General features: G+C 69.2%; 13 protein-coding genes. 5 read left to right on the top strand and 8 right to left on the bottom strand.

Going from position 1 to position 12,329, the window contains the following annotated elements; translation table 11 throughout:
• The 4 genes from A9O63_RS04445 to A9O63_RS22625 all read right to left on the bottom strand — a co-directional run.
• Positions 1-399 (bottom strand): LysM peptidoglycan-binding domain-containing protein (locus tag A9O63_RS04445; protein WP_167354607.1); only part of this gene is annotated, 399 nt, incomplete at its 3' end.
• Between the two features lie 160 nt (positions 400-559).
• Positions 560-1,219 (bottom strand): protein-L-isoaspartate(D-aspartate) O-methyltransferase, encoded by a 660-nt coding sequence (locus A9O63_RS04440; protein WP_002719695.1) that lies wholly within the window; start codon positions 1,217-1,219, stop codon positions 560-562.
• Positions 1,216-2,001 carry a 5'/3'-nucleotidase SurE gene (surE, locus tag A9O63_RS04435; protein ID WP_002719696.1) on the bottom strand — a complete coding sequence of 262 codons (786 nt, stop codon included), beginning with the start codon at positions 1,999-2,001 and terminating at the stop codon, positions 1,216-1,218. Before surE ends, A9O63_RS04440 begins: the two co-directional genes overlap by 4 nt.
• Positions 2,002-2,520: 519 nt before the next feature.
• A complete protein-coding gene (locus A9O63_RS22625) occupies positions 2,521-2,787 on the bottom strand; it encodes a hypothetical protein (protein ID WP_141703038.1) in 267 nt (88 codons plus the stop codon).
• A 109-nt stretch (positions 2,788-2,896) separates the two neighbouring features.
• On the opposite strand from A9O63_RS22625, the gene A9O63_RS04430 reads away from it, so the two are divergent.
• Complete coding sequence (locus tag A9O63_RS04430) at positions 2,897-3,499, top strand: sugar transferase (RefSeq protein ID WP_227471882.1); 603 nt, start codon at positions 2,897-2,899, stop codon at positions 3,497-3,499.
• Positions 3,500-3,570: 71 nt separating this feature from the next.
• Positions 3,571-4,803 carry a polysaccharide biosynthesis/export family protein gene (locus A9O63_RS04425; RefSeq protein WP_069330843.1) on the top strand — a complete coding sequence of 411 codons (1,233 nt, stop codon included), beginning with the start codon at positions 3,571-3,573 and terminating at the stop codon, positions 4,801-4,803.
• Between the two features lie 189 nt (positions 4,804-4,992).
• On the opposite strand, the gene A9O63_RS04420 is transcribed toward A9O63_RS04425, so the two are convergent.
• Complete coding sequence (locus A9O63_RS04420; RefSeq protein ID WP_069330842.1) at positions 4,993-6,282, bottom strand: O-antigen ligase family protein; 1,290 nt, start codon at positions 6,280-6,282, stop codon at positions 4,993-4,995.
• 16 nt (positions 6,283-6,298) lie between these two features.
• Positions 6,299-7,081 carry a family 16 glycosylhydrolase gene (locus tag A9O63_RS04415; RefSeq protein WP_069330841.1) on the bottom strand — a complete coding sequence of 261 codons (783 nt, stop codon included), beginning with the start codon at positions 7,079-7,081 and terminating at the stop codon, positions 6,299-6,301.
• Between the two features lie 205 nt (positions 7,082-7,286).
• Here A9O63_RS04415 and A9O63_RS04410 point away from each other — a divergent pair, with 205 nt between their 5' ends.
• Positions 7,287-8,726 carry a glycosyltransferase family 2 protein gene (locus tag A9O63_RS04410; RefSeq protein WP_069330840.1) on the top strand — a complete coding sequence of 480 codons (1,440 nt, stop codon included), beginning with the start codon at positions 7,287-7,289 and terminating at the stop codon, positions 8,724-8,726.
• A gap of 44 nt (positions 8,727-8,770) precedes the next feature.
• Here the strand turns inward: A9O63_RS04410 and A9O63_RS04405 are convergent, their stop codons facing one another.
• Together A9O63_RS04405 and A9O63_RS04400 are read right to left on the bottom strand one after the other, a co-directional pair.
• Positions 8,771-9,727 (bottom strand): glycosyltransferase family 2 protein, encoded by a 957-nt coding sequence (locus A9O63_RS04405; RefSeq protein ID WP_069330839.1) that lies wholly within the window; start codon positions 9,725-9,727, stop codon positions 8,771-8,773.
• Entirely contained in the window at positions 9,724-10,860 is a 1,137-nt protein-coding gene (locus tag A9O63_RS04400) for a nucleotidyltransferase family protein (RefSeq protein WP_069330838.1), read from the bottom strand. Before A9O63_RS04400 ends, A9O63_RS04405 begins: the two co-directional genes overlap by 4 nt.
• 576 nt (positions 10,861-11,436) lie before the next feature.
• Here A9O63_RS04400 and A9O63_RS04395 point away from each other — a divergent pair.
• Both A9O63_RS04395 and A9O63_RS04390 read left to right on the top strand, forming a co-directional pair.
• Positions 11,437-11,703, top strand: a complete 267-nt coding sequence (locus A9O63_RS04395; RefSeq protein ID WP_069330837.1) for a PqqD family protein — start codon at positions 11,437-11,439, stop codon at positions 11,701-11,703.
• A gap of 10 nt (positions 11,704-11,713) precedes the next feature.
• Entirely contained in the window at positions 11,714-12,187 is a 474-nt protein-coding gene (locus A9O63_RS04390; RefSeq protein ID WP_069330836.1) for a lasso peptide biosynthesis B2 protein, read from the top strand.
• Positions 12,188-12,329: the final 142 nt, after the last annotated feature.

Here is a 12,329-nt window from a genome sequence, read left to right as displayed (position 1 = left end):
CGTGGCGATGGCGGTCACGTCGATGCCGCCGGGGCTGGCCGCGCCGGGCGCCGTCATGACGGGCGCCGGGGCCACGGCAGGCGCTGCCGCCACCCGTTGCGGCAGCACGACCACCTCTCCCGCGCGGAGAGGGTTCTGCGGCGAGAGGGCGTTGTAGCTCGCGACCTGCGTGGCATCGAGCCCGAGCCGGCTCGAGAGCGAGGCGACCGTCTCGCCCTGACGGGCGACGGCCACCTGATAGGTCGGATAGGAGATGATCCCGCGATCGTCGGCGCGGGGGCGGGGGGCGCTGACCGCCCGCGCTGCCTCGGACGTGCTGAGTCCGCCGGGGCGACCGCGCAGATCCCAGTCTAGCTCCGAACTGCTGCAGGCGGCGAGGATCGTCAGCGTTGCCGTCATGCAAAGGGCGCCTGCGCGCGTGGGACGGTGGAACATGCTCTGCCTCTCGTCTTGCGGTCCGGGTTGATCCCGGAGCTTGTCGATCGCCCGGGCGGGATCCCGGAGCCACTTCGGCACTGCTCTGCGCCGGCGGACTGTCCGGGCAATCCCCGGTGACGGGTCAGTCCGACCCGATGCCTTCGACCAGAGGCACGAAGCGCACCGGACGAAGTTCCTCGTAATCGTAACCCTGCTCGAGCCGGGTCACCTTGATCAGGTTCTGCACCGCATCGGTCTGGCCGACCGGGACGACCATGATACCGCCGATCTTCAATTGTGCCAACAGGGGGCCGGGCGGGTCCTCGGCGGCGGCAGTGACGAGGATCCGGTCGAACGGGGCCTGCTCGGGCAGGCCGAAACTGCCGTCCGCAATGAGCGCGGTGATGTTGGTCAGGGACAGGCGGTGGAAGACCTCCGTCGCCTCGCGCACGAGGCGGCGATGACGGTCGACGGTGTAGACGCGGCGGGCGAGCTGGCTCAGGACGGCGGCCTGATAGCCCGAGCCGGTTCCCACCTCGAGCACCTTGTCGCGCGGGTTCACCGCCAGCGCCTGGCTCATCAGCCCCACGACCGAGGGCTGGCTGATGGTCTGGCCGCAGGCGATGGGCAGCGGCATGTCCTCGTAGGCACGGTCGGCGAAGATGCCGCGGACGAAGGCGCCGCGGTCGATCCTTTCCATGGCGGCGAGCACGCGGGCATCCGTGACGCCCCGCGAGCGGACGGCGAACAGGAACCGCATCTTGCGTTCGGCCGGATCCTCCCCGTCTGCCTCTGCCGTCATCCGATGAGCGCCTCCAGCTCGGCCAGCCGGTCATGGGCGGTCAGATCCGCGCGCAGCGGCGTGATCGAGACGAACCCTTCGAGGTTCACGGCCGCGTCGGTGCCGGGCAGCGTCGGGCTCTGCTGGGCGCCGCCTCGGATCCAGAGGAAGCGGCGACCCGAGGGCGACATGTGCGGCTCGACCCCGAAGGAGGTGTCGCGCCGGAAGCCCTGCGCCGCCACGCGATGGCCGCGCAGGTTCGCAGCCGGCACGGGCGGGAAGTTCACGTTGTAGAACAGCCTGTAATCCTCGCCGTCCCAGAGCCCGCGCTCAAGGAGGAGGCGCACGATGCGCGCGCCATGGGTGCGGGCGCATTCGAACGGATCGGCAAGACCCTCCGTTTCGGGGCCGAGGAACTGCGACAGGGCGATGGCAGGCAGCCCCTGCAGCGCCGCCTCGAGCGCGCCGCCCACCGTGCCGGAATAGAGCACGTTCTCGGCGGAGTTGTTTCCCCGGTTCACGCCCGACAGGACGAGGTCGGGGCGGGCGCCCTGCAGCACGTCGTAGAGGGCGGCGAGCACGCAGTCGGCCGGACTCCCCTCCGCTGCGTAGCGGCGCGGCCCGAGCTTGGCGATCATCATCGGATGCGTGTAGCTGATCGCGTGCGAGACGCCGGACTGCTCGAAGGCGGGGGCGACGGTCCAGACCTCGCCGTCGGGGCCTGCCAGTTCGAGGGCGATCTGCTCGAGCACCTCAAGGCCGGGAGCGTTGATGCCGTCGTCGTTCGTGATCAGGATGCGCATGGGCCTCTCTCTTTTTCGATCATCTGCTTAGACGAGCGGGCGCCGGGGGTAAAGCACGCAGGTCCGGCGCCGGGTCCGAGGCCCTTTCCTGTGGCCGGGGCGCGCGAGCTTTCGGGCACGAGGACCGGGCCTCTGGGGGAACCATCCCGGACGCCGCGTGTTGGCGGGTCTCTGGAGGGGCTGCGACCCTGTCCGGCCGCCCAACCGTTCATCACAGGAGGTCCGCGCCCGTGCTGCGCCGCCGCGGAAGATCGATGCAGCTGCAGCGGCGGGGCTCCGCCTGCGGTGGGAAAGGGACCTTGATCTTCCCGGAGGCTTTCCGGTGGGCCGGGGCAGGGGCGTCCGGTTCTTCGCGCCACGCTCACCGTGCGCCGCGTTCGTTCTACCTGGAGATGTTGCAATTACTTCCTTGAGTTGCGGGGGATTCCGGGATCCCCGCAGGGCGCGAACAATCAATCTCGGCCTTGAAAAATGCCTAGAATCAGCGAGGATCATAGAAGCTGGAGCCTCGCCGGAGAATCACCCTCGCCTCATGGTGGAACCCCAGTGTTCAGAATGATTAGGATCATCCAATTTCGCGGGTGCAGCGAAAATCCGCACATCCACGATGAAGAAACCGCCCTGAAAATGGGCATGTCTTGACACTTTAGCGAAAGCGTTAGAAATTCTTGTTCTCATTTGGACAATAATCAACCCGGAAGACTTGGCACGACAAGGCTCAGCAATTTCTGGATTAAAGTCGGTCCGTGCCTGAGTGGCGACACTCAAAAGCAACAGGTGTTTCATGGAATTCAATCCACAATCGTCTTTGACTCCGGACAACGTCAGTCCGGATCACCTCTACCTGTCCTCGCTGCCTCCGGTTGCCGAGGCGGCCTCGGCTCCCGTGGGAGGTGTGCTGAAGCGCCTCATCGACGTGGCCATCGCGGTGACGGCGCTGATCGCTCTGGCGCCGCTCATGATCGGCGTGGCGCTGATCATCTGGTTCGGCAGCAACGGCCCGATCCTCTACGGCCACCAGCGCGTGGGGTTCGGCGGGCGGACCTTCCGCTGCTGGAAATTCCGCTCGATGGTGGTGGACGGCGACGTGGTGCTCGAACGCTATCTGCGCGCCAACCCCGAGGCGCAGCGGGAATGGGAGCGTGACCGCAAGCTCCGCAAGGATCCGCGGGTGACCCCGATCGGGGCCGTGATCCGGATGCTGTCGATCGACGAACTGCCGCAGCTGTTCAACATCCTCGCGGGCGAAATGAGCGTCGTGGGCCCGCGCCCGGTGGTCGCTGCCGAGCTGCGCCGCTACCGCGGGTCGGCCGGTCACTATCTGCGCACCCGTCCGGGCCTCACCGGCATGTGGCAGGTGAGCGGCCGCAGTGACCTCAGCTACCGGCAGCGCGTCCTGCTGGACCGCTACTATGTGATGCGCTGGACCGTCCTTGCCGACCTCGCGATCATCCTGCGCACGGTCCCGGCGGTGCTTCGCTCGCGCGGCTCCTGCTGACGTCCCACTCCTTTTGGCAGCGGCCGCGGCGGAAGCTCCCGCCGCGCCTTCATGTTCAGAAAGGTATCCGAATGGCCGCCCTGCGCCGTCACCTCCTTCCCCTGTTCGTCGCCGCGCTCGTCCCCGGCGTTGTTCTGGCCGACAGCTACACGATCAGCGAGAGCGACCTGCTCCGCCTGCGGGTGCTGGAATGGCAGCCCGTCGACGGCACCATGCGCGAGTGGGAGGCGATGACGGGGGAATATCGCGTCAATGCGGATGGCACGATCTCCGTCCCGTTCCTCGGCCCGGTCGAGGCCGCGGGCCACACGCCCGCCCAGCTCGGCACGCTGATTGCCGACGGGCTGATGGAGCGCCTCGCGCTGCCGGACATGCCCGACGCGACCATCGAGATCGCCGAATACCGCCCGATCATCGTCGCGGGCCATGTGCGCGAGCCGGGCGAGGTCGTCTTCCGCCCGGGCCTGACCGCACGGCAGGCCATCGCCATGGCGGGCGGCCCCAGCGACGAGATCCGCAGCACGCCCGCCCTCGTGCGCGACCTGATCTCCGAGGAGGGGGCGCTGCGCATCCTTCTCGACAGCCGCGAGGGGATGATGGCCCGGCGCGCGCGGCTTCTGGCAGAGCGGGACAACCAGACCGAGCTCGGCCCGGTGCCCGAGCTCGACACGGCGCGGGGACGTGCGCTGCTGGCCGAGGAGCAGTCCTTCATGGATCTCCGCCGCGATCAGGTCGACCGGAACCTCGCCGCCATCGACGCCCAGAGCGAGCTCCTGAAGGCCGAGATCGAGGCGCTGCAGGCCAAGACGGGTCAGCTCGAGACCCAGCGCGCGCTGGCCGAGAAGGAGACCGCCAACGCCAAGAACCTATCCGAGCGCGGCCTCGTCGCCAGCGGCCGCCTGTTTGAGACCCAGCGCACCCTGTCGACGGTCGAGAGCCAGCTGCTCGACACCTCCACGGCCATCCTGCGCGCGCGTCAGGGCATCACCACCGCCGAGCGCGACCGGATCGCGCTGATCGACGGCCGCTCGTCCGAGATCGCCTCGCAGCTGCAGGAGGTCGAGGCGCAGATCCTCGAGATGGACCGCAAGATCGACACGCAGCGCAGCCTGTCGGTGTCGCTCCTGAGTCAGGCGGGCGGCAAGGATGTGGCGGCCGACCCCTCGACCATCGCCGCCATGAGCGATGTCGTGGTGATGCGCTTTTCGGGCAACGAGATGCGCCAGATCCCCGACGCGATGGATGTCCGGCTCGAACCGGGCGACATGGTGCAGATGACCCTGCGGGCGCCCTCGACGAACTAGGGGCGCGCGCCCGCCGCGGCGGGACATCGAACGCTGATCTTTCAGGAGGGCGCCGGCAGCGGCCCCTCCTTTTTCATGGGCGTCGGGGTGGAGCCGTTCTCCATCCTGATGCCGACCGGAAGGCGCAAGTGCGGCCGGTCTCGGACTGCACCCTGTCAGGCCCGAGGCTCCGGGACGGTCGCGTCGGCTTCAGGCGGCTGCGGTGGGAGGGCCGTCCGACGGCAGGCGCACCCTGCGGTGGACGGGGGCGCCGGCGGGCAGGCGCGCCTCGCGCATCCGGCGCACGCCATAGACCAGTGCCGCCACCAGCATCAGGGTCATCAGGTCGAACTGGGTGTATCCCACCACCTCGGACATGCTGAGCACGGCGCTGCGCATCATCAGCGCGGTGAGGAAGATGGACTCGGCCCGAGGCTCGCGGAACGCCCAGAGCACCGCGAGGCCGAGCGCGCCGAACAGCGCCGCCGCCTGCATCGCCACCCCGATCGCGCCGATCTCGACCGCGTTCGAGATGAAGGTGTTGTGGAAGTGGAAGCCGCGTTTGCCCGAGATGCCGAACTCGCTCCACATCGCCTCGGCTCCGGGGTTTCCGGGCACCCAGTAGGCCTGGAACCCGACGCCGGTGAAGGGATGCTGCACGATCTCGCGGAAGGCCAGGGCCCAGAGCTCGGTGCGGCCGGTGAGGGTCGCGTCCTTGCCCGTCGTCTCGAGGATCAGCGCCATCACCTCGTCCTGCAGCGCGACGAGCAGGATCGTCACCACGATCCCGAGCCCCAGCGTGAAGCCCGCCAGCAGCAGACGCTGGGTCACGGTGAGCCAGCGGCCGAGAAAGAAGGGCAGGGCGAAGGCCAGCGCCGCGCCGGTGGCCAGCAGCTGGCCCGCCGACTGGGCCTGGATCAGCAGGAAGGTCCCGAGCAGGAAGGCCCCGGTCGCCACCAGCCGCCAGCTGCGCGGCTGATTGCGGTCGAGCATGATGGCGAAGGCGCAGAGCATCAGCGTCGACATCGGCAGCGAGAAGGCGTTCTTCGAGCCGAAGATGCCGAGCCAGCCGTTCCCGTCCGACCGGACACGCCCGAAGAGCACGCTCAGGACCGCCGCCAGAAGATGCGCGCTGAACAGGATGCGCAGGAAGACGAGCGGCGACAGCCGGTTGGCAATGGCCACCGCAATGGCGAAGGTCACGCAGAGCTGGATGCCGTAGCGCAGGCTCAGCGAGGCATATTGCGACCAGAGCACCGTGAAGAGGCACCAGCCCGCGAGCGCGAAGATCATCCAGTAGCGGCGGATCTCGAGAAGCGCGGTCTGGGGCCGCCTGACGACGAGGAGGCAGCCCGAGGCGAGGAAGCCCGCCGCCGCGATCGAGCCCACCCACTGCACGAGCAGCAGGCACATGATCGTGAGGAACGCCAGAACCGCCGTCGGACAGACGTCGATGAAGACCCCGGCGGAGCGGGGGGAGCGCGGTCGGACGGCGGTCATCGGGTCAGGCGTCTCCTCAGTTCTCCAGCTGACATAGCACGGATTCGGGGAACTGGCACGTCTCTCCCGGCGCGGTCCAGGCCACCCAATCGACCTCGAGCGCGACCGGCTTCTGCGGCGCGCGGTAGGCCCCCATCCATTCGGTCAGGACATCGGTGCTCCAGTGGCTGAAGAAGATCTTCTGCGCGGTCACGGGCAGCGTCTCGGTCGCCTCGTGGACGAGGGTGCCATCGACGAACCAGCGGATGCGCTCGGGCTCCCAGATGAAGGAGAACGTATGCCAGTCCTCGTCGGTGGGCGGGTCGAGCGCGACCTTGGCCCCGTTCTTCGGCTCGCCCGAGACATAGGGGTTCACATCGACCGACGAGGTGTTGCGGGTCAGGATCTCGAAGTCGATCTCGTCATGGGGCTCGCCATGGACGGGGCCGATATAGCTGAAGAAGGCCGCATTGATCCCCGAGGTTCGGTGATCGGTGCGCACACGGGCCTCGAACGTGCCATGCAGGTAGCGCTCCTGCGTCTGGATCTCCGAGCAGCGGTTCTTGCCCTCGCCCGAGGGGTCGGTGAAATACATCAGCTTCAGGATGCCGTCCTCGGCGCGCACCGCCTTCTGCGACCAGTCGCAGTTCTGGTGCTTGCCGTTGGTCCAGCCGTCCGAGATGAACCAGCGCTTGCCGTCGATGCGGTCGAAATCCTCGCGGAAGGAGGCGGGTCCGTCCTGCGCCGCCGCGGGCAGGGCGAGGAGGAGGGGCAGGCTCGCCGCAAGGCAGCGGCGCAGAAGGGTCTGACGGGGACTCATCGGGGGCTCCGTTTCTGTTCGGTCCAGACGTTAGGCGGCGCGGGCCTCCGTGGCGACCTCTCCCCGATCACATTGGCAACAGCTTGCCGCGGTGCCGCATAAGTTGGCAGACTGGGCCCCCCGACCGCGGCTCGGCGCTGCACCGGGTTACGCCCTTCGCACAGGGCGGTTACACAGGGACGATTCGGGCTTGGGCGGAGGACTTATGCGGATTTCGGTGCTGATGGCGAATTACCGCGGCGCGGCCTATCTGCCCGAAGCGGTGGAGTCGGTGCTGCGCCAGAGCCATGCGGATCTCGAACTCATCGTGGTGGACGATGCCTCGGGCGACGAGAGCGTGGCGCTGCTTCAGGAGATCGCGGCCACGGACGATCGCGTCCGCGTGATCGCGATGGCGCAGAACGGCGGCCCGTCGGCTGCGCGCAACCGCGCGCTCGAGGCGGCCAGCGGCGACTGGCTCGCGGTGATGGATTCCGACGATGTGCTCCACCCCGACCGTCTGGCGCGGCTTCTCGCGGCGGCCGAGGCGCTCGGGGTCGATGCGGTGGCCGACGACATGCTGTTCTTCGGCGAGACGCCGGACGCGAGCGGCCGCACGCTGCTGGAGAGCCTGCATCTGGTCGAGCCGATGGCGGTGGATGCGGCGACCTTCGTCGCGGCAAACGGCGGGTCGGACGATCTTCCGCCCATGGGCTATCTCAAGCCGCTGGTGCGCCGGGAGGCCTGGGGGGCCCTGCGCTACGACGAGACGCTGCGGGTGGGCGAGGATTACGACCTCTATCTCCGCCTTCTCCTGTCGGGGGCGCGGCTCGCGCTCCTGCCCGAGGCGCTCTATCTCTACCGTCGCCATTCCGCCTCGATCTCGCACCGGCTGTCGGTGGGCACGCTGGAGCCGCTCCTCGCGGCACACGACCGGTCGGCGGCGGGCGAGACCGATGCGGCGCTTCTGGCCACGATGCGGCGCAGGCGGGCGAGGCTGGTGCGGCTTCTGGCCTTCGAGCATCTGGTGGCCGCGATCAAGGCCCGGCGGCCGGTGGCGGCGCTGGCGGCCCTCCTGCGCCGGCCGGTTCTGATGGCCGAGCTGGTGCGGAGCCTGCGCGAGCGGCTGGGGCGGCGGGCGGCTGAGGCGGTCGAGCCGCATCCCCTGTCGATCGTGCTCTCGGCCGATCCGCGGCCCGTGGGCGAGGGGCAGCGGCTGGTGGCGGTACCACCGCTCCTGCCGCCCGAGCAGCCCCATCCCTGGCCCCCCGCGCAGCAGGCGGCGCTTCTCTCCGATCTCGCGGCGCGCCACGAGCTCGACATCTGCGCCGAGGGCGAGGAGGGGCTGTTCTGGCTCTGGCTGGTGCCGCGCTGGACCCGCGCCGAGGTGGTGCTGCCCGAGGGCAGCAGGTTGGCGCTGCCCCCCGGGGCCGAGCTCGCCGCCTGGACGTTCGAGGAGGAGGAGGAAGAGGAGACGGCGGAGGATGAGCCCATCGGGGGCGAGTTCGACACGGCCTTCGATTCCGACCTCGAAGAGGACGTGGCGCTGGAAGAGCTCGGGGATCCGGCGGCGGAGGAGGACGAGCCGGCGCGGCGGACCCATCGGCGTGATGCGTCCGACGAGGAGGAGGACGAAGCAGAGCCGCGACCCGGAAGGGCACGCTGACTGGCCCGCGAGCCGGCCGGCCGCGCGGACCGGCCCGCGGCCCGTCAGACCGGCAGCAGGAACCGCTCGGCCCGGGGGGGGGCGGGCGGCCGCAGGGCGGCGATCTTGTCCCGCGCGACCCCCTTCGCGATGGGCAGGAAGCGCGCGGGCGGGGCGAGCGCAAATCCAAGCGCCGCGCCCAGACCCGCCTCGGCCTTCCGGTCGAGGAACTGGCGCAGCAGGAGCTTGGCCTGACCCTGCCGCAGATGGCGGCGCATCGCCTCCTGCGTAGCGGCAGAGGCGGGCATCTCCAGATGCGCGCGGCAGCAGGCCTCCAGCGCCGCCAGATCCGCCGTCCGGTGCCGCCCCGAGAGCGACGCGCCGCGCTGGACCGCAGCATAGCCGATCGCCCGCGTCAGGCCGAAGCGCGCGCCCAGCAGCAGCATCCGCATGTAGAGGTCGAAATCCTCGCCCAGCCACATGCGCTCGTCATAGCGAAGCCCGTGGCGGCTGAGGAAGGCGCGCGACATCACGGGCTTCAGAAAGCCCAGTTCTCCGCGATGCACCCCCTGAGCCAGATTGCCGAGCGCGAACCGTTCGGCGTCCAGCATCTCGACCCCGGCCGGGGCCGCGGGCAGTCGGGCGGGATCGAGCCGGGCCGCATGATCGGGCGTCACGAAGACGATATTGTCGGCAGCGAGATCGAGGTTCGGGTCGAGCCGCGCGAAGCGGCCGGGCAGGAAGAAGTCGTCGGCATCGAGAATGGCGATGCGCGGCGCCTGCGACAGCGCCATGGCGCGGTTGCGCGCCGCCGACGGCCCGCCGTTCTGCGCCTGCCGCTCGACGATCAGCCGACCGCTGCCGTCGCAGGCCGCCCGGGCGGCCTCGGCGGTGGCATCGGAGGAGGCATCGTCGACCACGACCACCTCGGCCACCTCGGCTTCGGCGAGGGCAGAGGTCACGGCCTGCCCGATGGTGGCTTCGGCATTGTAGGCGGCGATGATGACGCAGATGTCGCTCATGCGGCTTTTCCTTCACGGCGGGCAATCAGGCCGGAGCGGATCAGCCCCTTCAGCCAGAGGCGGTGGGCTTCGGACGATTTTGCCGCCAGCGTCTCGCGCGCGAAGCGCAGGGGATGGCGGCCCGACAGCGCCCAGAGGATGCGGCTCCGGCGCGGCCAGTCAAGGCCGGGCTGCCAGGGCGCGACGAGCATCCGGCGCAGATCCGGGGCGGACAGGGGGCCGAGCGGGTTCGGCCCCTGCGCATAGGGGCGGGGAGCCAAGCCCTCGAACAAGGCGTCGACCCCGTGGCTGGCGAGCGCGAGCGTCTCGGTCAGCCCCTGCACCGCCGCGATCCCGGACAGGGCGCGCGCCTCGTCGGGGCTGAGCCGGTCGAGGCTCGCCCGGAGATCGCAGAGATGGCCCGCGCAGGGCTCCTGCGCGACGAAGGCCTTGACCACGCCGATGGCGGCGACGAGGCAGCGGTCGGGCGCGGACACCATCGGCACCTTCTGTCCCGCGTGGGACATGTCCATGGCGCGGGCGAGGAAATCCGCCGTCTGCCGGGGCCGCGGCGCACCGGGCTGCTGCAGCCGGTGGTGGAGATCCACCACAGGCCCGCCCTCGGGGCGGCGGAAATGCTGCTCGCCCAGATGCCGCGTCCACCAGTCGGCGAGCTCTGCCTCCTGCGGGACGTATCCCGCCGCGCGCAGGGCCGCCGCCGCGGCGGCCAGGTCGGCCTCTGCCACCAGAAGATCCACGTCACCCGTGGGCTTCCAGCAGGGGCCGCCATAGAGCGCGATCTGCTGAAGCGGGCCCTTGAACTGGACGTGGGCGATCCCCGCCTCCTGCATCAGCCGCGCCACCTCGAGGCTCGTGCGCAGGCTGTGACCGTTCCGCGCAGCGGTCTGAAGCCGCATCGTCTCGAGTTGCGGCGCCATCGCCGACCAGTCGGCGGGAAGGTCGGCAGGACGGGGCGCGAGGAAAAGCCCCACCTTGTTCAGCCGTCCCATCTCGAAGAGCACCCCGGGCGTCACGCCCTCGGGAAGCCCCACGGGGTCGCCGAAGCTGCGGGCGAGCGCCCTGCGCAGGGCTTCGGTTTCCGTCCGGCACTCGTGCTGGCGCACGAGGGCGAACTGTTCAGGCGCGAAGGTCATCCCGTCCCTTTCGTCCGGCTTCCGGTCCCACTCTCGAATCACTCGCAGGAGGGAGAGGCGCTCCTACCTCAAATTGAGGTCGGAGTCGCCATTCGAGTGAGGCCCTTCGCGTTAAGGTTGTTGAATCTGATGATTTTTCGGGCAGCATCTTTTTCGTGAAAAGATTATCTGTCATTTTGACTTCAACTAATGATTGCATTATCCACGCCAATTGATAAATATTTTCGTTACACCGTCCGAGTGCCCTGCGCCCGGACTCTACCCGCGTTGACTTCATACTCGTCCGGACACAGGCTTTGGATCGGTCCTATAGGCCGAAGATACCTTATCCTGAGGAAATTTGACGTGGCAAACAACATCCAAACCCTTGCGTACGAAGCTCCCGTGCTGCGCGTTCATGGCACGCTCGAAGCGATGACCCATGGTGCGACCGACGGCTGGTCGCTCGACGCTTCGTTCCCGGTGGACACCCCCCGGGGCGACCTGACCTTCTCCTGATTTCAGGACGAAGTTGACGACGGGTCGAGGCAGTCCGCGACTGCCTCGACCCATGAAAGACATTTAATCCAAGGAATAATGACCGTGAGCATCAGGGCGGCCGAAGGCTGCGTTCCCTGCGCGTTCGGCGATGGCATCGCCATCTTCGACACGAGCAGCAACTCCTATTTCAGCATGAACGCCGTGGGCGAGTTCGTGTGGTCGCAACTTGGCCAGCCGATCACGCTCGAGGATCTGGTCGGACGCGTGGCCGACCGCTACCGGGTCGACCCGGCGGTCTGCGAGGGCGACATCCGCAAGCTGGTGGATGACCTCGCGGCGCACCGGCTCGTGACCCTGTCCTGACGGAGGCTCCATGCGTCGACTGCGCCGCCTCCTCTCGCTCCGGCCGGCCGAGGCACGGGCCTTGTGGCAGGCCCTTATGACGGTGGCCGCGGTGCGCCTCGCCATCGCCCGGCGGCGGACGGACGAGGTGCGGGCCGCGACGGCGGCGCTCGGAGCCTGTCGCGAGGCGCCGCAGTCGGATCTGCGGGTGGTGGCCTGGAGCGTGACCGCAGCGGCGCGGCTGATCCCCGGTGCCACCTGTCTCACGCAGGCGCTGGCGGGGCAGAGGATCCTCGCCCGCAAGGGCTATGCCTCGACGGTGCGGCTGTCCTTGCCTGCGGGACGCGACAGCGACTTCCGCCCCCATGCCTGGCTTCTGGCCGGCAATGTCATCGCGCTCGGCGGCACGGCGATGGACTATCGCCACCACCGCGCGCTTCTGGATTACGAAAGCTCGGGCCGGGCCGATCCGGTGGCCGAACCTGCGACGGGAGCCGGGCAATGAGCGCGCTTGCAGCCTTCGTCACGCTGGGCGGAGATCCGGGCGAGGCCCAGAGCCGCGTCCTGTCGATGCTGTCCGCCATGCCCACGCGCGGCACCGAGCTGCGGGTGAGCGCGCTGCCTGCCGGCGTGGCGCTGGGGCACGG

It is taken from the genome of Cereibacter johrii, assembly GCF_001720585.1.
GTDB classification, from domain to species: Bacteria; Pseudomonadota; Alphaproteobacteria; order Rhodobacterales; family Rhodobacteraceae; genus Cereibacter_A; species Cereibacter_A johrii.
This window is presented reverse-complemented; position numbering and strand designations above follow the sequence as displayed.

Excerpts from the sequence above, each read along its gene's own strand:
- A9O63_RS22625 (WP_141703038.1), bottom strand. The coding sequence starts at position 2,787 with ATGAAACACCTGTTGCTTTTGAGTGTCGCCACTCAGGCACGGACCGAC.
- surE (WP_002719696.1), bottom strand. The coding sequence starts at position 2,001 with ATGCGCATCCTGATCACGAACGACGACGGCATCAACGCTCCCGGCCTT.
- A9O63_RS04415 (WP_069330841.1), bottom strand. The coding sequence starts at position 7,081 with ATGAGTCCCCGTCAGACCCTTCTGCGCCGCTGCCTTGCGGCGAGCCTG.
- A9O63_RS04425 (WP_069330843.1), top strand. The coding sequence starts at position 3,571 with ATGGCCGCCCTGCGCCGTCACCTCCTTCCCCTGTTCGTCGCCGCGCTC.
- A9O63_RS04420 (WP_069330842.1), bottom strand. The coding sequence starts at position 6,282 with ATGACCGCCGTCCGACCGCGCTCCCCCCGCTCCGCCGGGGTCTTCATC.
- A9O63_RS04390 (WP_069330836.1), top strand. The coding sequence starts at position 11,714 with ATGCGTCGACTGCGCCGCCTCCTCTCGCTCCGGCCGGCCGAGGCACGG.
- A9O63_RS04395 (WP_069330837.1), top strand. The coding sequence starts at position 11,437 with ATGACCGTGAGCATCAGGGCGGCCGAAGGCTGCGTTCCCTGCGCGTTC.
- A9O63_RS04405 (WP_069330839.1), bottom strand. The coding sequence starts at position 9,727 with ATGAGCGACATCTGCGTCATCATCGCCGCCTACAATGCCGAAGCCACC.
- A9O63_RS04440 (WP_002719695.1), bottom strand. The coding sequence starts at position 1,219 with ATGACGGCAGAGGCAGACGGGGAGGATCCGGCCGAACGCAAGATGCGG.
- A9O63_RS04400 (WP_069330838.1), bottom strand. The coding sequence starts at position 10,860 with ATGACCTTCGCGCCTGAACAGTTCGCCCTCGTGCGCCAGCACGAGTGC.
- A9O63_RS04410 (WP_069330840.1), top strand. The coding sequence starts at position 7,287 with ATGCGGATTTCGGTGCTGATGGCGAATTACCGCGGCGCGGCCTATCTG.